Raw genomic sequence first — 23,765 nt, 5'->3', positions numbered from 1 at the left:
AACCTCGTCAATTAATGACGAGGTTTTAAATATATAACGAGCTACTAATCTTAGTATCTGTAATGTTCTGGTTTGAATGGTCCTTCAACAGTTACACCAATATACTCTGCTTGATCTTGACGTAATTCTGTTAATTCTACTCCGATCTTAGCTAAGTGTAATTTTGCTACTTTTTCATCTAAGTGTTTTGGTAACATATATACATCATTCTTGTAAGCATCAGCATTATTCCATAATTCGATTTGTGCTAATGTTTGGTTTGTGAATGAATTCGACATTACGAAACTTGGGTGACCTGTAGCACATCCTAAGTTTACTAAACGTCCTTCAGCTAAAATGATTACGTCGTTTCCGTTGATTGTATATTTATCAACTTGAGGTTTGATTTCAACTTTAGTATTTCCATACTTTTCGTTTAACCAAGCCATATCGATTTCATTATCGAAGTGTCCAATGTTACAAACGATTGCTTTGTCTTTTAAAGCTTCGAAATGTTTACCTTGAACGATATCTTTGTTTCCAGTAGTAGTAATTACGATATCTGCGTTTCCTACAACAGACTCTAATCTCTTTACTTCAAAACCGTCCATTGCAGCTTGTAAAGCACAAATTGGATCAATTTCAGTAACAGTAACGATAGAACCAGCTCCACGGAAAGAAGCAGCAGTACCTTTACCTACATCTCCATATCCACAAACAACAACTCTTTTTCCTGCTAACATTACATCTGTAGCACGACGAATTGCATCAACAGCAGATTCTTTACATCCGTATTTGTTATCAAACTTAGATTTAGTTACAGAATCGTTTACGTTGATTGCTGGCATTGGTAAAGTTCCGTTCTTTACTCTTTCATATAAACGGTGAACTCCAGTAGTAGTTTCTTCAGATAATCCGTTGATTCCTTCAGCTAACTCTGGATATTTATCTAATACCATGTTTGTTAAATCACCACCATCATCTAAGATCATGTTTAATGGCTTCTTATCTTCTCCGAAGAATAAAGTTTGTTCGATACACCAATCGAATTCCTCTTCGTTCATTCCTTTCCAAGCATAAACTGGAGTACCAGCAGCAGCGATTGCAGCAGCAGCTTGATCTTGAGTAGAGAAAATGTTACAAGAACTCCAAGTAACCTCAGCTCCTAAAGCTTGTAAAGTTTCAATTAAAACCGCAGTTTGAATCGTCATGTGTAAACATCCTGCAATTCTTGCTCCTTTTAAAGGTTGCTCATCTTTATACTCCTCACGTAAACTCATTAAACCTGGCATTTCTGCTTCAGCTAATTCGATTTCTTTTCTTCCCCAATCTGCTAAAGAAATATCTTTAACTTTGTAAGGAACATACGCAGCGGTTTTTGTGCTCATATTTTTGTATCTTTATTTTTCTTGAATTTGAGTCGCAAAATTACAAAATAACTTTCTAAAACATGCCTCTATACAAAACAATAACTGTTAATAATACTGCTAAAGTTTTGATTTGGAAGATTGAAGAGTCTTATGACGACTTATTTCGAGACATCAATCTTACTCCTCAAAGCCTTCAGCGTGTTTCTAATATGAAATCTGAATTACATCAAAGAGGTTTCTTAAGTGTGCGTCATTTACTTAGAGAAGTAGGTTATGATGATCATGATTTATTTTATGATGAGTTTGGTAAACCGCATTTAAAAGACGGAACTCATATTTCTATTACGCATTCTTTTACTTTTTCTGCATTAATCGTTTCTAAGCAAAAAAAAGTGGGAATTGATATAGAAAAAAGGCGTGATAAGATTGTAAAAATTGCCCATAAGTTTACTCCAATAGAAGAATATAAATCTATTGCAAACCACGACGCTTTAGTTAGTAAATTAACTGTTGTTTGGGGAGCAAAAGAGAGTTTGTATAAAATTTATGGAAAGAAAAAATTACTTTTTCTAGACCATATTTATGTGGAAGATTTCTCTTTTGAAAATGATACTACTACTGGAAAAATTCTTTACGAAGGAACTACTTCTAATTTTGATATTAACTTCTTAGAGATTGAAGATTTTACTTGTGTTTATGCGTTGTGATTCAGTAATCAGTAATCAGTAATCAGTAATCAGTAATCAGTAATCAGTAATCAGTAATCAGTAATCAGTAATCAAAGTTAATATTCTGGTGACTTGGCAATAAGTTTTTATCTGTTAAAATGAATAACAAATTTATTGGGCTGAACTAGTAATATTTTCGATAATATCTTTTTTGATTTACTTCCTTTACAAAATAGATTAATATCTCTTTTAGTTTATTTTTTTTATACACCTGATAACATCTAAATTCTCTTATTTATAAATATTCAAATTTCATAGGAAATGAAGTAATCTTAAAACCAGTTAATTCAGCTCTTTCTAATGCATTTTTTAAACGTTCACTTATTAGTATACCATAAGGATAAGCTAATTTGGCTGCATCAATATCTTTATACTCTTTTTTCATAACTGCACGTTCAAAACCCCAATTCCACCATTCATGATCGTCTTCATAATCTAACAACTCATCCAAATTTGAAACTGTTATAATATCATCACCTATTCTCTTTCTCCTTTTCCATTCACAAAAAGTACTATTCTCTAAATCCACGAATTTATTAAATCCGTCTAAAAAAAATTGCCATATGTAATATTCATGATACTCACCTTTAAACATCACTTTAGCTCCGTAAAACTTATTTGGATATAAATTGAATTTTTCTACAATTTCTTTCATTCGTTTTGAAATCGGTATCCCTGAAAAAAAGCTAGGCTTTTCTCCTATCCAACTATGAAAATCACATAAAAACTCAACCTCAATATACTCATCTGAATATCTAGGAATTAAATAATCAAATTCCTTATTTTCTTCAAATACCTTGTTAGCATGACCAGGAATATCAAAAAACTCTTCTCTATTCTTAACATACTCTCCATCTAAACTAGGAATAATCATTTTTCTACTATCAATATCTATGGTGGTTTCAAAATCCAACATATATCTTTGATCTTTCATTTTAAATAATTTTTGGGGATAAATTACTATGTTTTTTCTGATATAAAGAAAAAGTCATTTAAAAATTTAAACACCTTTTCATGAACCACATATAAATCATAACATACACACTTCAAGTCTAGTTTCATATCGATATTTTTTTCTGCTTAATTTAATTTTAAACATAGAGTTACAGCGTAGTCAAAGTTTGGTATGTGTTTTGTTTACACGTTACTCATTATTAAAAACTGAATTACTATGAAAAAAAGGTATCTTATCATTTTTATCTCGCTCTGGCATTCTTTGTCATTATTAAGTCAAGAGGTACAATATTTTAATTTAGATACAATTGTAGAAAAAGAAATAACTGGTAAAAAAGGCACAGTAATTTACTTTTTAAAAGATGACTTAAACGTTAGTCCAAATTCAAAATTAACTCTAGAACTACGAGAAAATTATAACGGAAAGAAAAATACAATTGAATCATTAAAATTTTCATTTAAATCAGATAAAGGAAAACAGATAATGTTGAAAAAAGGTAAAAAATTAGAGGTTTTTCTTCCAAATAATAATTTGAAATATCAAGAACACAAAATATTTCATTCGGAAAAAGAGTCAAAAAACGTAAAATGGATTGTTGCAAGTCATTTATATGATGAAGTCATAATTCTATTAGGAGGTGGTATTTACACAAAGATTTCGCTTCACAAAGACTCGATTGCAAAAAAAGTAAAATCAGGTAATAGAAAATTCCTTACCAAAGAAGAATACAATAAAAAATATCCTCGGTTAACAACTGATAGCTATAACTTTTTTATTCCAAAAAACCTTAAATCGGTCTTTATTCCTAATTTTATTAAGGTTAAAAAATCTATAAGTTTCAATTTTAAAAAGAAAGGAAATAAATATTTTCAACCAAGGTTTTTTATCTACTATGAAAATCTTAAAATGTATAGTGAAATCACAAAATTCCCTAATGATCCTCTAAACTTTAAAGACATTCCTGTTTTCGAAAAAACCTTCTTAATTGTTATAAAAGAAGATTATATTATTGACAGAAAGAAAAGCGTTTATTATTCAGATAAAATAAAACTTAATCAAAATCTAAATAATAAATTACTTAATCCGAATCTTAAAAAAACTACTAAAGAAGATCTAAAAAGACTATTTGAATAATAGTCTTTATTTTTGTCGGAAATACTATTCAATGAAAATATCAGTAGAGCTAACACTCACTCCACTACAAGATAACTTTGAGGAACCTATTATTAATTTCATCAAAAAATTAAGAGCTTCTGGAATCATAGTTCTAGAAAATCCTTTAAGCACTCAAGTTTATGGAGAATATGATACCGTAATGGAGTTATTAACCAAAGAGATTAAAGAAGCTTTTGAGCTTATCGATAATGGTTTACTTCAAATGAAAATTGTTAAATCTGATCGTAGTAATTATGAACCAAATTTTTGATTTTCTTTTCGGTCAATATTATTCGTACAGTACACTAGATATTTATTTAGAAATTATCGCTGTTATTTTCGGTTTTTTATCTGTTTGGTATTCTAAACAAAATAAAATCTGGGTTTTTCCTACCGGAATGATTAGTACTGCCATTTTCGTATATCTTTTATTAAAATGGGAACTTTTAGGAGATATGATGATTAACGGGTATTACTTTATCATGAGTGTTTATGGTTGGTATATTTGGACTCGTAAAGTTTCTGATACAAATGTTACTCCGATTTCTAGAACCACGCCTTATGAAAAGAAAATTAGCGTTGTTATTTTCTTTGTTACATTAATTTTCGTGTATGTTGTATATGCAATTTTCGACAAATGGAATAACTGGACAGCTTATATAGATACTGTTACTACTGCCATATTTTTTGTAGGAATGTGGCTTATGGCCAGAAGAAAAATCGAGAACTGGATTTATTGGATTATTGGTGATATTATCTCCGTTCCTTTGTATCTTTATAAAGGTTTTACATTTACTAGTTTTCAATATTTAATTTTTACAATTATAGCTGTATTAGGATATTTAGCATGGAAAAAAGACTTAGACAACAGGAAAACAGCATAATTAAAGTCGTTTTATTTGGACCTGAAAGTACAGGTAAAACAACTTTATCGCGTCAATTGGCAAAACATTACAATACCAAATGGGTTCCTGAATATGCTAGAGAATACTTACAGGATAAATGGAACAGAGAACAAAAAATTTGTGAGCAAGAAGATATCATTCCTATTGCTGAAGGACAAATAACTTTAGAAAACAATCTTGCGAAAAAAGCTAATAACATTTTAATTTGCGATACCGATCTATTAGAAACTAAAGTATATTCTGAAGAGTATTATGGAGGTTTTGTTGATGATTTACTTGATAAAGCTGCTGTTGAAAATTCATATGATTTATATTTCCTAACTTATATCGACACTCCTTGGGAAGCTGATGATTTAAGAGATCGACCAGAACAACGTGAAGAAATGTTTAAAGCTTTTAAAAATGCTTTAGAAAAATATGATCGTCCGTATATTTTACTAAAAGGAGATAAAGAAACTCGTTTCAAAAAAGCTGTAAAACTTATCGATGAATTACTTCAAAAGAGAGAATCTACTACTTCTGATACTCTAATTGATTTAGATCTTCATTTCTTACATCATACTACCAACATGGAAAATCATATGTATAATGATTTTTGAGGTTATTAAAAAAGAACTCTTATTTAAAGCTGTTAGAAGTTCTGGTGCTGGCGGACAACATGTAAACAAAGTATCTTCTAAAATAGAACTTAGCTTTTCTTTACAAGATTCAAACGGACTTTCGATTCGAGAAAAAGAATTGTTATTACGTAAACTTGATAAGAAACTAACAAAAGAAGGTATTCTGATTTTAACTTGTCAAGAAAGTAGATCGCAACACAAAAACAAAGAACTTGTAATTACTCGATTATTTCAATTGCTATCACAAAATCTTATTCAAGAAAAAAAGCGAAGAAATACTAAACCAACTCGTGCTTCAGTAATTAAAAAAGCTAAAAACAAACAGTTTCATTCAGTAAAAAAACAACTTCGTAAGAAACCTAAAATAGATTAGTTCTAATTATTGTTCGCTATTTAAAAATTCCAACTTAACTTTGCAACGTTCTCGTAAAGGGGTGCCTTATTTTTGAACTTTTATTTTTAAAAATCTGGCTGAGATCATACCCATTGAACCTAGAACAGGTAATGCTGTTTAGGGAAAACACACTAGAGCATTAAGGCAAGAAAATTATGCCTTTTTACAACGGTGTCTATGAATTAATTATTCAAAATTATACAATAGAATAATTACCTCTTTTTATTCTTCATTTAAAATGAAATTTTTAACCATTTGTAAAAGAGTGAAGATATTAGTACCTCTTTTATTTTTTTCAATCTCATTATCAGTTCAAGCTCAATCTGTTGTGTTATCAGGTAAAGTAGTAAACGATGCAAAAAAACCATTAATTGGTGCTACAGTAATTGTTCGTGAACTTAAGAAAGGATCTACCACAGATGCTGATGGAAATTTTAAAATTAAATTACCTGAAGGAAAGTATTTATTTGAAGTTTCTTATTTAGGATACAGAACTATTAAAAAGAAAATCTCTACTAACTCAAAAGATTTAGTTATTCAACTTACTTCAGAAGAAAATGTTTTAGAAGAAGTTTTAGTTTCTTCCATTAGAGCTAAAGCAGGAACCCCTATGACATATTCTAACGTTAGTAAAAAAGAAATCGCTAAACGTAATTTAGGTCAGGATATTCCTGTTTTATTAAACTATTTACCTTCAGTAATTTCTTCTTCTGATGCTGGAGCTGGAGTTGGATACACCTATATGCGAGTTAGAGGTTCTGATGCTTCTCGAATTAATGTTACAATTAACGGAATTCCGTACAACGATGCTGAAAGCCAAGGTACATTTTGGGTAAACTTAGGAGACTTTGCTTCTTCAACACAAAGTTTACAGTTACAAAGAGGTGTTGGAACATCAACAAATGGTTCTGGAGCATTCGGAGCTAGTTTAAATATTTTAACTGATGCTGTTTCTGAAGAAGCTGGTGGTGAAGTATCAAATTCGTTTGGTTCTTTTGGTACTAGAAAACATACTGTAAAGTTTACTACTGGTTTATTAAATAATCATTTCGAACTTTCTGGTCGTTTGTCTAATATTTATTCTGACGGATATATCGACAGAGCTTTTACAGATTTAAAATCTTACTTTTTACAAGGAAGTTATATTGATGATAATACTTTAATTAAAGCTATTGTTTTTGGTGGAACTGAACAAACTTACCAAGCTTGGTTCGGAACTCCTGAAGCTCGTCTTACTGGAGATCAACAAGGAATTGAAGATTTTATTGTGAATAACGGATTAACTCCAGAACAAGCAGATAATCTTAGAAATTCAGATCGTAGATACAATCATTATTTATACGATAACGAAACTGATAATTATTGGCAAGATCATTATCAACTACATTGGAATCAAAAATTCAGTGATAAAATTTCAACTAATATTGGTTTAAACTATACACGTGGTAAAGGATATTTTGAACAGTTTAAAGAAAATGAAGATGCTGCTGATTTTAATAATCTTATTGCTGATAATAGTGATGTAATTGTTCGTAGATGGTTAGATAATCATTTTTATGTAGTTAATGCTTCTGCAACTTACACGTTAAAAGGATTAGAAATTATTGCTGGAGGATCTTATAGTAATTATAGCAATGATCATTACGGAGAAGTAATCTGGGGAAGTGATTTAGCTCCGGGTACAAATATTCGTGATCGCTATTATTTTAGTGATGCAAAAAAGCACGACTTAAGTTCTTTTGTAAAAGCAAACATTAGTATTAATGATAAACTTAATGCGTATGTAGATTTACAAGGAAGATTTGTTAGCTACAGAACAAACGGATTAACTTCAGATCGTGATCCGTTAGATGTTGATAAAGATTTTAACTTTTTCAATCCGAAATTAGGTTTAACATATCAAGTAAACGATAATAATAGTCTTTATGCATCTTATGCAAGAGCTAATAGAGAACCAAACAGAAACGATTTTGAAGGTGGTAATTCTCAACATGAAACTTTAGATGATTTTGAGTTAGGTTGGAGATTAAATACAGGTAGTATTAAAGTTAACACGAATGTATACTACATGGATTATAAAAATCAATTGGTATTATCAGGAGCGATTAACAATGTTGGTGAGCCACTTAGAGAAACTAGTGGAAGTAGCTATAGATTAGGTTTAGAAATAGATGCCAGTGTAATTTTAACTGACTTTTTATCAATACAACCAAATGTGGCTTTTAGTGCTAATAAAAATCGTGATTTTAGAGTTCCAATCGATGGTGCTATAGAAAACTTAGGAAACACAGATATTTCTTTTTCTCCAAACGTAATCGTTGGTAATGCTTTAAACTATAAGCCTATTGAAAATTTACAGATTTCATTTTTATCAAAATTTGTAGGTGAACAATTTATGGGGAATTTAAGCGGAAGAATTTCTGATAATGAACGACTAGATAGTTACTTTACGAGTGACTTAAATGTTATTTATGAAATCAAAACTAATAAGATCTTTGATTCTATAGTATTAACAGGATTAGTAAATAATATTTTTGATAGAGAATATGTTGACAGAGGTTATTATTTCTTCTTTGATGATACTTGGTCGAATCCAGGAGTTACAACTACGGTTGATGGTGCAGGATTTTATCCACAAGCAACTAGAAACTTTTTAATTGGAGCAACATTAAAGTTCTAAACAAAAAAACCGAGTGAATTCACTCGGTTTTTTTTATTCCTTATTTATATTTTTTATCATTTTTTTCTCCCAAGCAACATAACCACCTCTTACATTAAACACGTCGTAACCGTTTTTATATAAAATCCCTGCGGCTATTTTACTTCTTCTACCCGATTTACAATATACATATACAGGCTTTTCTTTATCTAGAAGATCAATTGCTTTAGACTTAAAACTACCAGAAACTAAATTTACTTGAATGGCATTAAAAATTACTCCATCGGAAGCTTCTGTTGATGTTCTTACGTCTAAAATTTGAATATTTCTGTCTTTAATAATTATCTCTTGAAGTTTATCTACAGTTATAGTTTGTATTTCATCACTACTACTAGAGCAAGAAATAAAAATACTAATACACATAAACCATAGAATGACTTTTTTCATCTCAAATTATTTAGATGCACAAGCAGAAGCTACTCTTTCTATAGTAGTATCTTTAATGGCTTTGTATCCTCCTGCCACATCTATTACATTGTGAAATCCTCTAGATTTTAAAATTGATGCTGCAATTACAGAACGATAGCCACCTGCACAGTGGATATAGAAATCTTTAGTTTTAGGGAATACACTAATATAATCATTTAAATAATCTAATGGAGTGTTATCTACATTTTTTATGTGATTTGCTTCATACTCTCCAGGTTTTCTAACATCAAAAACAGTTGCCTGTTCAGAGATTGCTTTTTCTAAATGATTTGCAGAAACCGATGATAATGTATCAAATTCTTTATTTGCAGTTTTCCAGCTTTCAAAACTTCCTTCTAAATAACCTAAAACATTATCGAAACCAACTCTTGCTAATCTTGTTATTGTTTCTTCTTCTTTGCCTTCTGGAGCTATTAAAACTATTGATTGTTCTGTATCTCTAATTAATGCTCCAACCCAAGGCGCAAAAGAGCCATTTAAACCAATAAAAATAGATTGTGGTACAAATCCTTGAATAAAGTCTGCTTGATGTCTTACATCTAAGATTAGAGCTTCGTATTTATTTGCTACATATTCAAACTCATCTACAGAAAGAGACTTCGATCCTTTCGCTATAATATCATCAATAGATTTATAACCTTCTTTATTCAGTTTTACATTTAAAGGAAAATATTCAGGTGGCGGAAGTAAACCAGTAGTCACTTCTTTAATAAATTCCTCCTTTGTCATATCCGCTCTTAAAGCGTAGTTTGTTTGTTTCTGATTTCCGATTGTGCTTACAGTTTCTTTGCTTAAATGTTTTCCGCAAGCAGAACCAGCTCCATGTGCAGGATACACAATCACTTCATCTTCTAATGTCATCAGCTTCGTTCGTAAGCTATCAAATAACAATCCAGCTAAATCATCTTGAGTAATATCTCCTTTTTGAGCTAAATCTGGTCTTCCTACGTCTCCAATGAATAAAGTATCTCCACTAAAAACAGCATGGTTCTTACCTGATTCATCTTTTACTAAATACGTAGTACTTTCCAAAGTATGACCAGGAGTGTGCAATGCTATAATTTCAATATCTCCTAACTTAAATACTTCTAAATCTTTTGCGATATGAGATGTAAAGTTTGTTTCCGCAGTTGGACCATAAACTATCGTTGCTCCTGTTTTTTCTGCTAAAGTGATATGGCCACTTACAAAATCAGCATGAAAATGAGTTTCGAAAATATATTTGATTGTTGCTCCGCTTTCTTTTGCTTTATCAATATATGGTTGTACTTCTCGCAAAGGATCTATAATGGCTACTTCTCCATTACTTTCTATATAATAAGTTCCTTGCGATAGGCAATTGGTATAAATTTGTTCAATCTTCATAATTCAGTTTCTTTATTTATAGGCTTGATGTATATACTGAGCGTATTTTTTCTGATTTGTATTATCTCCTGTTTTGAAAAATGTTACGGCACCATTGGCACGCATAAAAAAGTGATCTAAATCTATAATATCTAATAAACCACCTCTAAATAAATCGTCTCTTACCGGACCTTTAACTCCAGCAAGATAAAATGTTATTCCTTTATTTTTATAGAATTGAACTTGCTGTTTTAACATTTCAATTCCTGTACTATCTACTCTATTAATGCTTTCTGCATCTAAAACGATTAGTTTTAATTCGTTTCCTTTTTTCTTCACCATATACTCTAAACGTTCTCTAAAATAACTTGCGTTAGCATAAAAAACTTGAGCATCGAAACGAAAAACTAAAACTTCGTTATCTAAAATTACTTCTTTAAATCTATTCTTGTTTCTGTAAAAATCTGAATCAGGTACTTTTCCTAATTCTACTACATTTGGTCGAGATGTTCTATAAATTAATACAATTAATGATAAACTTACTCCGATTAAAATACCATATTCGATTCCGAAAAATAATGTTGAAAAGAAGGTGGACATTAATAACCAAAAATCAAGAATGTTAGCTTTCCAAAGAAATTTAGCCTCTTTAATATTTACCAGTCTAAATACTGCCACAATAATAATTGCTGCTAATACTGTTTTTGGTAAAAAGTAAAACACAGGTGTTAAATACAATAATGTAAGTACTACTAAGCCAGCAGAAATAAAAGCAGCTACACCTGTTCTAGCTCCAGCGTCAAAATTAATTGCCGATCTAGAAAAGCTAGATGTTGAAGGGTAAGATTTAAAAAATGAACCAAAAATGTTACTTAATCCTAATGCAATTAATTCTTGGTTAGGATCTATTTTATATTCATCTTGTTGAGCCTCTAAATATTTACCAATAGAAATTGTTTCTAGATATCCTACCATTACTAAAGTAAAAGCCATTGGTAGCAATTCTCTAACTAAACCAAAATTTAACTCTGGAAAAGCAAAACTTGGCAAACCTGAAGGAATACTGTCTACAATAGCAACTTCAGAAAAGAAACTACTAAATGATGCCATTAGCACAATACCTAAAACAACAACTATTAGAGCATTTGGAATTTTCTTATTAATACTTCTTAAAACAATAATTATTACACTAGTAATTAATCCAATTATTGTTGTTTTTAAGTTTACTTCTGTAACTCTACTCAATATATCTTCAAGTAGAATATGTATTTGATCGCTTTGTAGAAAATCTACTCCAAAAAAGTTTTTAAATTGATTTAAACCGATTGTTATGGCTACTGCTGAAGTGAAACCTGTAATTACGGGTCTTGATAAGAAGTTTACTATAAAACCTAGCCTGAAAACTCCCATTAAAAACTGAATCGTTCCAACTAGTAGTGCTAAGAAAATTGCTATAGCGATATAACTTTCAGATCCCATTAAAGCTATTGTAGATACACTTGCCGCTACAATTAAAGAATCTGTAGCTACCGGACCAATAGCTACTTGTCTAGAAGATCCGAAAATAGCATATATAATTTGAGGAATTAATGCAGAATACAATCCATAAATTGGAGGTAAACCCGCGATTAAAGCATAAGCAATACCTTGCGGAATAAGTACAGTTGCTACAGTTAAACCTGCAACAACATCTCCTTTAAATTGGGATTTCTTGTAATTTGGCAACCAATCTAAAAGCGGGATGATTTTTTGTATTCTCACTTAAAATAATTCTCCTTGATTACTTCCTTTAATTCTTCCTAAGTGTTTATAAGCTAAATCTGTTACTTCTCTTCCTCTCGGTGTTCTCATGATAAACCCTTGTTGAATTAGAAAAGGCTCATAAACTTCTTCAATAGTTTCTGCATTTTCAGCAACTGCTGTCGCTAATGTTGTTATTCCTACCGGACCACCTTTAAATTTATCGATGATTGTAGATAAAATTTTATTATCCATTTCATCTAAACCATGTGCATCTACATTTAATGCTTTTAATGCAAATTTTGCAATCTCAATAGTAATATTTCCATCACCTTTGATTTGAGCAAAATCTCTAACTCTTCTTAAAAGCGCATTAGCAATACGAGGTGTTCCTCTACTTCTTCCTGCAATCTCGATAGCAGCTTCCATAGAAATTGGAACTCCTAAGATTGCTGAACTACGTTGAATAATAGTAGTTAATAATTCCGTAGAATAGTAATGTAAACGACTACTGATTCCAAAACGAGCTCTCATTGGAGCTGTTAGTAAACCTGATCTTGTTGTTGCACCAACTAGAGTAAATGGTTCTAAATTGATTTGAACTGTTCTAGCATTTGGTCCAGATTCAATCATGATGTCAATTTTATAGTCTTCCATAGCAGAGTACAAATACTCTTCTACAATCGGACTTAAACGATGAATTTCATCTATAAATAAAACATCTCTTTCATCAAGATTGGTCAATAATCCGGCTAAATCTCCTGGTTTGTCTAAAACAGGACCTGAAGTAACTTTAATACCAACTCCTAATTCATTTGCCAAAATGTGGGCTAAAGTAGTTTTCCCTAAACCTGGAGGTCCATGAAATAATGTATGATCTAAAGCTTCACCTCTTTGATTTGCTGCTTCAACAAATATTTGTAGGTTTTCAATAGCTTGATCTTGTCCTGTAAAATCACTAAAAGATAAGGGACGTAATTTTTTTTCAACGTCCATTTCTTCATTAGAATAATTGGTATTTTCAGGGTTTAAATGCTCGTTCATACATCAAATCAAATTCGGTAGTGCTAATATACTTATAAGTATTAATATGGATAATAAAAAAGCCTTTCTTTAATAGAAAGGCTTTTTGTTTTTATATTTTTCACTTTTTAAGATGGCTCTTCACCGTCTTTTAAAGGTACTGTTTGTAAAACAAAATCTTGTCCGTGTACATAGTTTCCGTTGTCATCAACTTTACTATAATCGTAAGCCCATCTGTGAACTTCTGGAATTTTACCTGGCCAGTTACCGTGGATATGTTCTACTGGAGTAGTCCATTCTAAAGTATTAGATTTCCATGGGTTTTGCGAAGCTTTTTGTCCTCTATACATAGAGATAAAGAAGTTTGCTAAGAAAATTAACTGAGCCACACCTCCGATGATTGCCATAACAGTCATAAATACGTTAATGTCTGCTAAATCGTCGAACATTGGGAAGTTTGTATTTGTATAGTAACGCCTTGGTAAACCAGCTAACCCTATAAAGTGCATTGGGAAGAATACTCCATATGCAGATATAATAGTTAACCAGAAGTGCCAGTATCCCATTACTTTATTCATCATTCTACCATACATTTTTGGATACCAGTGGTAAACACCAGCAAACATTCCGAATAAAGCAGATACACCCATTACTAAGTGGAAGTGAGCTACTACGAAATATGTATCGTGTACGTTAATATCTAAAGCAGAATCTCCTAATACTAATCCAGTTAAACCTCCTGTTACGAATGTAGAAACTAATCCGATAGAGAATAACATTGCTGGATTTAATTGTAAGTTACCTTTCCATAAAGTAGTTACATAGTTAAATGCTTTTACTGCTGATGGAATTGCAATTAATACTGTTGTGAATGTAAATACAGATCCTAAGAACGGGTTCATTCCTGAAATAAACATATGGTGACCCCATACGATTGTTGATAAGAATGCGATACCTAAGATAGAACCAATCATTGCACGATATCCGAAGATAGGTTTTCTAGCATTTGTAGAAATTACCTCAGATGAAATACCTAATGCTGGTAATAAAATGATATAAACTTCAGGGTGACCTAAGAACCAGAATAAGTGCTCGAATAATACTGGAGAACCTCCTTGGTAGTGTAATACTTCACCTGAAATGAATATATCTGATAAGTAGAAAGAAGTTCCGAAACTTCTATCGAATATTAATAATAATGCCGCAGATAAAAGAACTGGGAAAGAGATTACACCAATGATAGCTGTTACAAAGAACGCCCACATTGTTAATGGTAATCTTGTCATCTTCATTCCTTTTGTTCTTAAGTTTAATACAGTAACAATATAGTTAAGTGAACCTATTAACGATGATGCAATGAAAATCGCCATAGATACTAACCATAAAGTCATACCTAAACCTGAACCTGGAATCGCTTGTTTTAAAGCTGATAACGGCGGATAAATAGTCCAACCTGCTGATGCTGGTCCAGCTTCAACAAATAAAGACACTACCATTACTACTGATGAAATAAAGAATAACCAATACGACACCATGTTTAAGAAACCTGACGCCATATCTCTTGCACCAATTTGTAATGGAATTAATAAATTAGAGAATGTACCACTTAAACCTGCAGTTAATACGAAGAATACCATGATAGTACCATGTATTGTAACTAATGCCAAATATGTATCTGGGTTCATTACACCGTCAGTTTGTTGGTGATCTCCTAAAAATGCTGTAATTATAGAAAACGATTTTTCTGGCCATGCAATTTGTAAACGGAATAACATTGACATAAATACTCCAATGATACCCATAAACATCCCTGTGATCAAGAATTGCTTCGAAATCATCTTGTGATCAGTACTAAAAATGTACTTTGTTACAAATGTTTCTTTGTGATGGTGATGTTCTCCTGACATAATTTATTTTTTCTTAATAAATTTTACTTAAAATCTTATTGAATTCTTTGAGCTAATGTTTTTTGCTCTCCTAACCACTTTTTGTAGTCATCTTCTTCTACAACTGTAATTTTCATTTGCATGTTGTAGTGAGAAGCTCCACAAATCTTGTTACATAATAATAAATAATCGAACACATAAGGATCTTCTCCTTTTGCTTGTCTGATCTTATTAATTCCTTTTGCTTTTGCGATAACCTCAGGGTTTTTACGCATTTCTTCAGTAGTGAATTTAGGCGTAAAAGAGAATTGAGTTACCATACCAGGCACACAGTTCATTTGAGCTCTAAAGTGAGGCATGTAAGCAGAGTGTAAAACATCTTGTGAACGGAACTTGAATAATATCTTTTTCCCTTTTGGAAGGTAAAGTTCAGTTACTTGTTTATCATCTTGAGCTTTTGGATCAGACATATCAACTCCCATTGTGTTGGTTTTGTTGATATCGATAAAGTTAACGTTACCTAAACCTAATTCGTTATCAGCCCCTGCATAACGTGCATCCCAACGGAATTGTTGAGAATAAACTTCAATTACGATTGGGTTCTCATCGTCACCAACATACATTACGTTATTCCATTGCCATAAACCATATCCAATTAACAATACAATTGTTACTGCTGGAATTACGGTCCAAATTAACTCTAACTTGTGGCTATCTGCAAAGAATAAAGCCTTCTTATCTTTATTACCTCTATACTTGTAAGTAAAGAAGAAGATTAAGAATTGCATGATAAACTGAACAACACCTATTAAAATAAATGTGATATTAAAAAGTCTATCATCGTGTTCACCTTCAATAGATGCACTCTCAGGTAACATGATCACATTCATTGCTAATAAGCAATAGATCATCATAGCGTATAGAAACACCATAAACCCTAGAGCAATCTTTCCTTGTTTGTTATTATCGTCATCATTAGCAATTACACTACGTAAGTTCATTACGCGAGTGATTTGCCAAAAACTTACTCCTACTGCTACTGCAATGAAAATATAAAATAAAGCTAGCATACTTATATACTTATTTTTTAATTCTGTTTATTAATGATGAGCGTTATCTTCTCCTCTATGTTCTATAATATAATAGTGGTGCGTCTCACTTTCATGTAAAAATGGATTTCCTTTTGCAATTGGATTAGCTTTAGAAAAAGCATTAAATGTTGCAAAGATGAATAATCCTAAGAAGAATAAGAAAGCACTTATTTCACCTATTCCGAATCCCCAATGAGCTCCAACAGTACCTGGCATAATCATTACAAATAAATCTACATAGTGTCCAACTAAAATAAATACACCTGCAATTACTAATATCCAAGGAATTGTTTTAAACTCACTATTAATTAATAATAAGATTGGGAAAATAAAGTTTAAAGCGATCATACCGATGAAAGGAACAACATACTCTTTAAATCTTAAAGCGTAATATGTAGTTTCTTCTGGCATATCTGCATACCATATTAACATGAATTGAGCAAACCATAAATAAGTCCAGAATACAGAGAAACCAAACATAAATTTAGCTAAATCATGAATATGACTATCATTTACAAATGGTAAGTGCCCTTTAGCTCTTAAGTAAAGAGTTACTAAACAAATTACTGTTAAAGCAGATACTAATAAAGTTGCTAAAACATACCATCCGAATAATGTAGAGAACCAGTGAGGATCAATACCCATAATCCAATCCCAAGACATCATACTTTCAGTAATCATGAATAATAATATGAATACTACTGATGTATTGTATATTTTCTTGTGTAATTTTAAATCACCATTATCTTGCTCAATAGATTTCTTTCTTATGAAATAACGGAATCCATTCCAAACTAATAAATAGAAAATACTTCTAATTACCCAACCTGGTAAATTCATGAACCATTTCTTACCGTCTACAATAGGATCATAATTATCACTTAATGGATCGAAAGTACCTTCAACCATCCATGGAAATAAATGATTCATGTGCATCGCAGTGATGATGATGAATATTAACATGATTACACTTACATAATGTAAGTTAGCCGTAATAGCTTCCATAACTCTAAATAAAGCAATAGACCAACCTGCATGAGCAACTCTTTGCGCAGCATAAAAAGCCATTACTAAAAGAGAGATTCCTAAAAAGAAAATTAGAGATACGTAAACAGCAGACCAGGGCTTGTTTTGCATTTGGTGAAATGCATGCTCTGCATGGTGATCATCGTGATGACCTTCTTCTGCGTGGTGTGCACCAGAATCATGTGCTGGATTTACGTGAGCTTTTTCAGTTACATGACCATTTAAACTATCCGTTAAACGAGTATCTTCTGCATGGTTAGCAGCTTCTTCTCCGTGTGCTTCTTCTTTATGCTCTTCAGTTTTGTGTTCAGTACTGTGAGCTGTAGAATCAGTTTTAACTTCTTTATGATCATTAGTATGAGCTGTTGTATCTACAGCTTTAGCTTCTTTGTGATCTTCTTTATGAGCATCTTCTTTTTTATGCTCAACAGTCTTATGTTCTGCATCTGCATGGTGATCTTTTACTTCTCCATGACCTCCACCATGTCCACCATGATGTGATGCTTCTTGTTTCGCTAAAATGTCTTTTGCTTCTTGTAATGATTTAGGGGCACTCATGAAACTGATAGCAGTTCCAATAAGTCCTATCACCATTAATCCAATAGCAAGCATTTTTAATTTTCCTGAAAACTGGTACATATCTTAACTATCTATTATAGACTTATTTTTTTAATTCACTTCTTAATTTCTGAACATACTGAACAACTTGCCAACGTTCTTTGTAAGTAAGCTGTGAAGAATGAGATCCCATCATGTTTTTACCATACATTAACACATGGTAAATACTTCCTTCAGTAATGTCTCTGTCTTTGTAATTAGGAATACCTAAGAACTTTTCTCTCTCCATTAAAATACCATTTCCATCTCCTTTAGTTCCATGACAGACTGCACAGTAGATACCATACATTTTCTTACCATTTTCTAAATTCTCTTTAGTACTCTTTAATGGGTTTTTAAGTTCTAATTTAGCTTTTTCATATCCATCATTTGTATCTGGGATATCGTATGCTACAACTCCATTTCTACTCACTGTACCTGCTACAGGTAATCTATTTACAGGAATATCACCTGCAGATGAAGCACCGTTTGCATCGTAAGGTACAGAAACATACATATCTGGCATGTACTGAACTTGAGGCTTGCGCTTATTGTTACAAGAGACAAATACTGTAACTACTAATAAAGCAATAATTATTTTTAAACTCTTCATAATCTAATATTAATGCTTATCTACAACTTTAATTTCTACAGCACCTGTAGACTCTAATAATGCTGTTAATTCTTCTTCGTTATTATGAACTGGAATTTCCATTAAGAAATGATCATCAGTTGTTCTTGGATCTGGATTTTCAGCTTCTTTAAATGGCCAAATTCTACTACGCATGTAAAATGTAATTACCATTAAGTGAGCTGCGAAGAACACAGTTAATTCGAATAAAATTGGCACGAATGCTGGCATGTTTTCTGCCCAAGAAAAACTTGGCTTACCACCAATATCTTGTGGCCAATCAGCAATCATAGTATACCATGTTAACCATGCAGCAACAGATGTTCCTGTAATACCATATAAAAATGCTGTAATCGCTAAACGAGTAGGAGCTAACCCTAATGCTTTATCTAAACCGTGAACTGGGAAAGGTGTGTAAACCTCCTCAATATGATGATGCTCTCCTTTTACTTTCTTAACGGCATCCATTAAGATATCATCATCATTGTATAATGCGTGAATTACTTTATTAGTGCTCATTGTTCTCCTCTCTTAATTTTTTGTAGTTCTCTCCAGATGACTTTAATATTGTTTTAACCTCAGCCGTTGGAATTACTGGAAATGTTCTTGCATACAATAAGAATAATACAAAGAAGAATCCGATAGTTCCAATGAATATACCAACATCAACAAACGTTGGTTCAAAACGCCACCATGTAGATGGTAACTGACCTTTACTTAATACAATTGCGATAATATCAAAACGCTCGAACCACATACCAATGTTAATTGCAATAGAAACTAAGAAAGAAACAACAAAACTTCTCCTTAATTTCTTAATCCATAAAATTTGTGGAATAATGATATTGAAAATCATTAATGACCAGAATGCCCAACCATAAGCTCCAGCTTCTGCTCCAAATGATAAATATGTGTAATTCTCATAAGGTGATCCTGTATACCAAGCAATGAAGAATTCAGTTGCATAAGCTACAGCTACGATACCTCCTGTTAAAATAATTACGATATTCATATACTCGATATGTAAACGAGTAATGTAAGCTTCTAAGTTTGTTACCTTACGCATCACTCCTAATAAAGTCTGTACCATTGCGAATCCTGAGAAGATCGCCCCAGCAACGAAGTAAGGAGGGAAAATTGTCGAGTGCCATCCTGGGTTAACAGAAGTTGCGAAGTCAAAAGATACAATCGTGTGTACAGAAAGTACTAAAGGAGTAGCTAAACCAGCTAATACTAAAGATACTTCTTCAAAACGTTGCCAATCTTTTGCTCTACCAGACCATCCGAAAGATAATAGAGCGTAAATTTTCTTTTGGAAAGGCTTTACAGCTCTATCACGTATAGTAGCGAAATCAGGTAATAAACCAGTCCACCAGAATACTAATGATACCGATAAATATGTAGAGATCGCAAATACGTCCCATAAAAGTGGTGAGTTAAAGTTTACCCATAATGAACCGAATTGGTTAGGGATAGGTAATACCCAGTAACCGTTCCAAGGACGCCCCATGTGAATAATTGGGAAAAGTCCCGCTTGGAATACGGCAAAGATTGTCATTGCCTCTGCAGAACGGTTAATTGCCATTCTCCATTTCTGACGGAATAATAAAAGTACAGCAGAGATTAATGTACCCGCGTGACCGATACCTACCCACCATACGAAGTTGGTGATATCCCAAGCCCAACCAATGTTTTTGCTAAGCCCCCATACTCCAATACCTGTTCCTACTGTGTAGAAAATACATCCAAATCCCCATAACATTGCTGCTAAAGAAATGTAGAATGCGATGTACCAATTTTTGTTGGCTTTACCTTCAATTGGTCTTGCTATATCCTCTGTAATATCGTGATAGCTTTTATCTCCTAATATTAAAGGTTCTCTATAAGACGATTCGTAATGACCCGACATAATCTATTTACTTATATTAATTATTAAGCTTCGTTTGTATTTCTAACTTTTACTTGGTAAACTACGTTTGGTTTTGTACCAATGTAATCTAACACGTAGAAAGCTCTCTTATCTTCTTTTAATTTGCTCACTGTATCTTCAGAGTTATTTAAATCTCCGAAAGTCATAGCTCCTGTAGAACAAGCTTGAGAACATGCAGTTTGGAATTCATCCTTCTTCACTGCTCTTCCTTCTCTCTTCGCTTTTAATATAGTCGCTTGAGTCATTTGGATACACATAGAACATTTCTCCATAACTCCACGAGAACGAACAACCACATCTGGGTTTAATACCATTTTTCCGTATTCGTTATTCATGTTAAAGTCAAACTCTTCATTGTTTGAATAGTTAAACCAGTTGAAACGACGTACACGGTAAGGACAGTTGTTTGCACAATAACGAGTACCTACACAACGGTTATAAGCCATTTGATTTTGACCTTGACGACCGTGAGAAGTTGCAGCTACCGGACATACTGTTTCACAAGGTGCGTGATTACAGTGCTGACACATCATTGGTTGGAAAGTAACCTGAGGATTATCTGCAGGATTCTCTAAAGCATCAAATAATTTACCTTTACTTAATCCTAAAGCTTCAGTAGCATATCTTCTTTCTAACTCTTGATCTGCGAATTTATGGAATTCAGTTTCAGCATTTTTCTTAGCCTCTTCTGGATTGTTTCCAAGAGCAGTATACTTCTCAACTAACTTAGATTTAAACTCTGCCTTGAATTCATCGATAGTCATATCTCCTTGAACTTTTGAAGAATAATAACGATCGATACGTAACCAGTGCATATCTCTACCTACACGAACTTCATCTTTACCAACAACTGGAACGTTGTTTTCTGCATGACAAGCTACAACACAAGCTCCACATCCTGTACATGAAGATAAATCAATAGATAAGTTAAAGTGGTGACCTAAACTTCTATCATGATCATCCCATAAGTCAATTTTACTTCCTTCAGTTTCTTGGTGATCATAAGATACCATGAAAGGCTTGTTCCAAGTATGTTTTGGATTTAAAGAAGTATCGTTTACATCTTTTAAAGATGCTTCTCTTAAGATATCGTGACGACCAGCTAAAGTACTTTGAACTTGTAAGCAAGCAAACTTATGCCAACCTCCTACATTCTTAACAGTAACACCTAACTGAACGTTTTTTCTATCTTTATATAATGGGTAAGCATTTACCCCAACTTGCATTTCTTCTTTTAAGTTCTGAGTTCTACCATACCCTAAAGCTAAACCAATAGAACCTTGTGCTTGACCAGGCTGGATGATAACTGGAACCTTTAATGTTTGACCATCTAAAGTAATTTCAGCAAAGTTTCCATCAATTGCTCCGTTATCTTTAACTGGATTATCAAAACCTAAAGTTTTAGCATCTGTTGGAGAAACTGTTAAATAGTTATCCCAGGAAGCACGTGTGATTGGATCAGGGAATTCTTGCAACCATGGATTGTTTGCTTGATTACCATCACCTAATGCTACAGATGTATATAAGTTTAATTCGAATTCTGAACCTTGAACTTTAGCAATCGCTTTTCCAGCTTCTAAAACAGAAACTCCTAAAGCTACTCCGCTAAATTCTTCTGCACCTTCTTCAGAAGTTGTTTCTTCTGTCGTTTCAACAGCTTCAACTACTGGTGCTGGTGCCTTAAAGAAACCATCATGTAATGCTTGATTCCAAGAAGCTCCATTAAGTACGTTTGTACTCCAGAATTCTTTTAATGTATCATAATAATTTTTTGTTGCTCCACTCCACTTCAATAATACATCTTGTACTTGACGTGATTTAAATAAAGGAGCAATTGTAGGCTGCATTAAACTGTACTTTCCTTCAGTAGCCATTACATCTCCCCAACTTTCTAAGTTATGAGGTGCTGGTAAAGTATATTGAGTAGTTACAGCAGTTTCATCATTTTGAGTAGATAATGCAACAGAGAAACCTAATTTCTTAACAGCATCTCCAAAACCAGCGATTGAATATGCTGGATTTACATTATAAGTAATTAAACCTTTTGCTTTACCTGAAGTAATATCTTTTACTAAAGTAGCAACTTTTGCATCACTACCTTGACGTAATAAATTCACAGATTCAGTATCTATAACTACACTTCCTAAAGCTTTATTGATAGCTAAAGCAATCGTTTGTGCATTTACATCATTGATACCTGCAAGAACAACAGCTTTCTTTCCTGCTTTCTTTAATTCTTTAGCTAACTTTTTAATTTCTGCATCAATTGGTGTAGCTTGAGTTGGTAAGCTTCCTCCAGTAATTGCATTATATAAAGTTACTAAAGCATGCATTTGAGCAGATGGCTTAGCTACTAAACGCTTATCAGCATTCGCTCCTGCTAAAGACATGTTACTCTCTATTTGAACATGGTAAGACATTTTACCAGTATCAACTTGTCTTCCTTCTATATACGACTTTTCGTATCCTCCTTGCCAGTCTCCTAAAAAATCTGCACCGAAAGAAGCAATTACTTCTGCTTTACTTAAATCGTAGTTTGGTAAAGCGCGCTTTCCATACATTGCTTCAAAAGCATCAGCAGTTGCACTTTCTGAAACTGCATCGTATACAACGTGTTTTACATTAGGATACTTAGCGATAAAATCTGAGATAATTTTCTCAGTTGAAGGACTCGCTAAAGTTCCTGTCATTAAATATACTAATCCGTTAGAAGCTTTTAAACTTTCTAACTTAGCCATAATTTCTTTATCTGCATCTTCCCAAGAAACTTGAGTTTCACCTTTTCTAGGTTCTTTAACTCTTAATTTCTCATCGTATAATGATAATACAGATGCTTGAACTCTCGCTGTAGTAGTTCCTCCTGCCTCTTTGTTAGGCATGATTTGGATTGGACGTCCTTCACGAGTTTTAACTAATACGTTGGCAAAATCGAAACCATCAGAAATCGTTGTCGCGTACCAATCTGCTACACCAACAATAATGTCATTAGGTTGAACTACATAAGGAATCGATTGTCTAACTGGACCTTCACATGCTGCTAAAGAAGCTGCTGCTGTTGTGAAACCTACATATTTCAAGAAATCTCTACGAGACGTTGAAGTATTTTCAAGAGTTTCTTGATCTCCTAAAAACTCATCTGTAGGAAGTTCTTGCACAAACTCTTTACCACGTAACGTTTCAACAACTGAACTTTCTTTAAGTTCTTCAACACTTTGCCAGTATTTTTTGTTTGAAGCCATTTAT

20 protein-coding genes are annotated in these 23,765 nt (G+C 32.6%); 7 read left to right on the top strand and 13 right to left on the bottom strand.

Translation table 11 applies throughout. The features are described from left to right. Positions 1-50 precede the first annotated feature (50 nt). Positions 51-1,367 (bottom strand): adenosylhomocysteinase, encoded by a 1,317-nt coding sequence (ahcY, locus tag Q1A15_RS10960; protein ID WP_299623263.1) that lies wholly within the window; start codon positions 1,365-1,367, stop codon positions 51-53. Between the two features lie 62 nt (positions 1,368-1,429). Between ahcY and Q1A15_RS10955 the strand changes: the two genes are divergently transcribed. Next, positions 1,430-2,056: a 4'-phosphopantetheinyl transferase family protein gene (locus Q1A15_RS10955; protein ID WP_299623260.1), complete on the top strand. Its 627-nt coding sequence runs from the start codon at positions 1,430-1,432 to the stop codon at positions 2,054-2,056. A 256-nt stretch (positions 2,057-2,312) separates the two neighbouring features. Here the strand turns inward: Q1A15_RS10955 and Q1A15_RS10950 are convergent, their stop codons facing one another. Then, positions 2,313-3,011 carry a hypothetical protein gene (locus Q1A15_RS10950; RefSeq protein ID WP_299623257.1) on the bottom strand — a complete coding sequence of 233 codons (699 nt, stop codon included), beginning with the start codon at positions 3,009-3,011 and terminating at the stop codon, positions 2,313-2,315. Between the two features lie 237 nt (positions 3,012-3,248). On the opposite strand from Q1A15_RS10950, the gene Q1A15_RS10945 reads away from it, so the two are divergent. The 6 genes from Q1A15_RS10945 to Q1A15_RS10920 all read left to right on the top strand — a co-directional run bounded on the left by Q1A15_RS10945 (position 3,249) and on the right by Q1A15_RS10920 (position 8,786). Continuing rightward, positions 3,249-4,166 carry a hypothetical protein gene (locus Q1A15_RS10945; RefSeq protein WP_299623254.1) on the top strand — a complete coding sequence of 306 codons (918 nt, stop codon included), beginning with the start codon at positions 3,249-3,251 and terminating at the stop codon, positions 4,164-4,166. 31 nt (positions 4,167-4,197) lie between these two features. Further along, positions 4,198-4,458, top strand: a complete 261-nt coding sequence (locus Q1A15_RS10940) for a hypothetical protein (RefSeq protein ID WP_299623251.1) — start codon at positions 4,198-4,200, stop codon at positions 4,456-4,458. Beyond that, positions 4,442-5,071 (top strand): nicotinamide riboside transporter PnuC, encoded by a 630-nt coding sequence (gene pnuC, locus Q1A15_RS10935; protein ID WP_299623248.1) that lies wholly within the window; start codon positions 4,442-4,444, stop codon positions 5,069-5,071. Before Q1A15_RS10940 ends, pnuC begins: the two co-directional genes overlap by 17 nt. Continuing rightward, entirely contained in the window at positions 5,035-5,691 is a 657-nt protein-coding gene (locus Q1A15_RS10930; protein WP_299623246.1) for an ATP-binding protein, read from the top strand. Before pnuC ends, Q1A15_RS10930 begins: the two co-directional genes overlap by 37 nt. Beyond that, complete coding sequence (gene arfB / locus Q1A15_RS10925) at positions 5,681-6,085, top strand: alternative ribosome rescue aminoacyl-tRNA hydrolase ArfB (protein ID WP_299623243.1); 405 nt, start codon at positions 5,681-5,683, stop codon at positions 6,083-6,085. Before Q1A15_RS10930 ends, arfB begins: the two co-directional genes overlap by 11 nt. 259 nt (positions 6,086-6,344) lie before the next feature. Next, on the top strand, positions 6,345-8,786 hold the full coding sequence (locus Q1A15_RS10920) for a TonB-dependent receptor (RefSeq protein WP_299623240.1): 2,442 nt from the start codon (positions 6,345-6,347) through the stop codon (positions 8,784-8,786). 33 nt (positions 8,787-8,819) lie between these two features. Here the strand turns inward: Q1A15_RS10920 and Q1A15_RS10915 are convergent, their stop codons facing one another. The 11 genes from Q1A15_RS10915 to Q1A15_RS10865 form a co-directional block, all read right to left on the bottom strand. After that, positions 8,820-9,212 (bottom strand): rhodanese-like domain-containing protein, encoded by a 393-nt coding sequence (locus tag Q1A15_RS10915; RefSeq protein ID WP_299623236.1) that lies wholly within the window; start codon positions 9,210-9,212, stop codon positions 8,820-8,822. Positions 9,213-9,218: 6 nt separating this feature from the next. Continuing rightward, positions 9,219-10,619, bottom strand: coding sequence for an MBL fold metallo-hydrolase (locus tag Q1A15_RS10910; RefSeq protein WP_299623233.1), 1,401 nt, complete (start codon positions 10,617-10,619; stop codon positions 9,219-9,221). A 12-nt stretch (positions 10,620-10,631) separates the two neighbouring features. Next, on the bottom strand, positions 10,632-12,359 hold the full coding sequence (locus Q1A15_RS10905; RefSeq protein WP_299623230.1) for a solute carrier family 26 protein: 1,728 nt from the start codon (positions 12,357-12,359) through the stop codon (positions 10,632-10,634). Continuing rightward, positions 12,360-13,382: a Holliday junction branch migration DNA helicase RuvB gene (ruvB, locus tag Q1A15_RS10900; RefSeq protein ID WP_299623227.1), complete on the bottom strand. Its 1,023-nt coding sequence runs from the start codon at positions 13,380-13,382 to the stop codon at positions 12,360-12,362. It lies immediately after the preceding gene. Positions 13,383-13,489: 107 nt separating this feature from the next. Further along, positions 13,490-15,268: a cbb3-type cytochrome c oxidase subunit I gene (locus Q1A15_RS10895; RefSeq protein ID WP_299623223.1), complete on the bottom strand. Its 1,779-nt coding sequence runs from the start codon at positions 15,266-15,268 to the stop codon at positions 13,490-13,492. Positions 15,269-15,303: 35 nt separating this feature from the next. Further along, positions 15,304-16,317, bottom strand: coding sequence for a cytochrome c oxidase subunit II (locus Q1A15_RS10890; protein ID WP_299623220.1), 1,014 nt, complete (start codon positions 16,315-16,317; stop codon positions 15,304-15,306). Positions 16,318-16,347: 30 nt separating this feature from the next. Next, complete coding sequence (locus Q1A15_RS10885; RefSeq protein ID WP_299623217.1) at positions 16,348-18,003, bottom strand: quinol:cytochrome C oxidoreductase; 1,656 nt, start codon at positions 18,001-18,003, stop codon at positions 16,348-16,350. A 22-nt stretch (positions 18,004-18,025) separates the two neighbouring features. Then, positions 18,026-18,574 (bottom strand): cytochrome c, encoded by a 549-nt coding sequence (locus Q1A15_RS10880; protein WP_299623214.1) that lies wholly within the window; start codon positions 18,572-18,574, stop codon positions 18,026-18,028. A gap of 9 nt (positions 18,575-18,583) precedes the next feature. After that, positions 18,584-19,111, bottom strand: a complete 528-nt coding sequence (locus Q1A15_RS10875; RefSeq protein ID WP_299623211.1) for a DUF3341 domain-containing protein — start codon at positions 19,109-19,111, stop codon at positions 18,584-18,586. After that, the gene (nrfD, locus tag Q1A15_RS10870; protein WP_299623207.1) at positions 19,101-20,501 is read right to left on the bottom strand and encodes an NrfD/PsrC family molybdoenzyme membrane anchor subunit; all 1,401 of its coding nucleotides are present in this window, start codon (positions 20,499-20,501) and stop codon (positions 19,101-19,103) included. Before nrfD ends, Q1A15_RS10875 begins: the two co-directional genes overlap by 11 nt. Before the next feature lie 23 nt (positions 20,502-20,524). Then, positions 20,525-23,761, bottom strand: coding sequence for a TAT-variant-translocated molybdopterin oxidoreductase (locus Q1A15_RS10865; protein ID WP_299623204.1), 3,237 nt, complete (start codon positions 23,759-23,761; stop codon positions 20,525-20,527). Positions 23,762-23,765 lie beyond the last annotated feature (4 nt).

This window comes from uncultured Tenacibaculum sp. (genome assembly GCF_947495995.1).
GTDB lineage: Bacteria > Bacteroidota > Bacteroidia > Flavobacteriales > Flavobacteriaceae > Polaribacter.
This window is presented reverse-complemented; position numbering and strand designations above follow the sequence as displayed.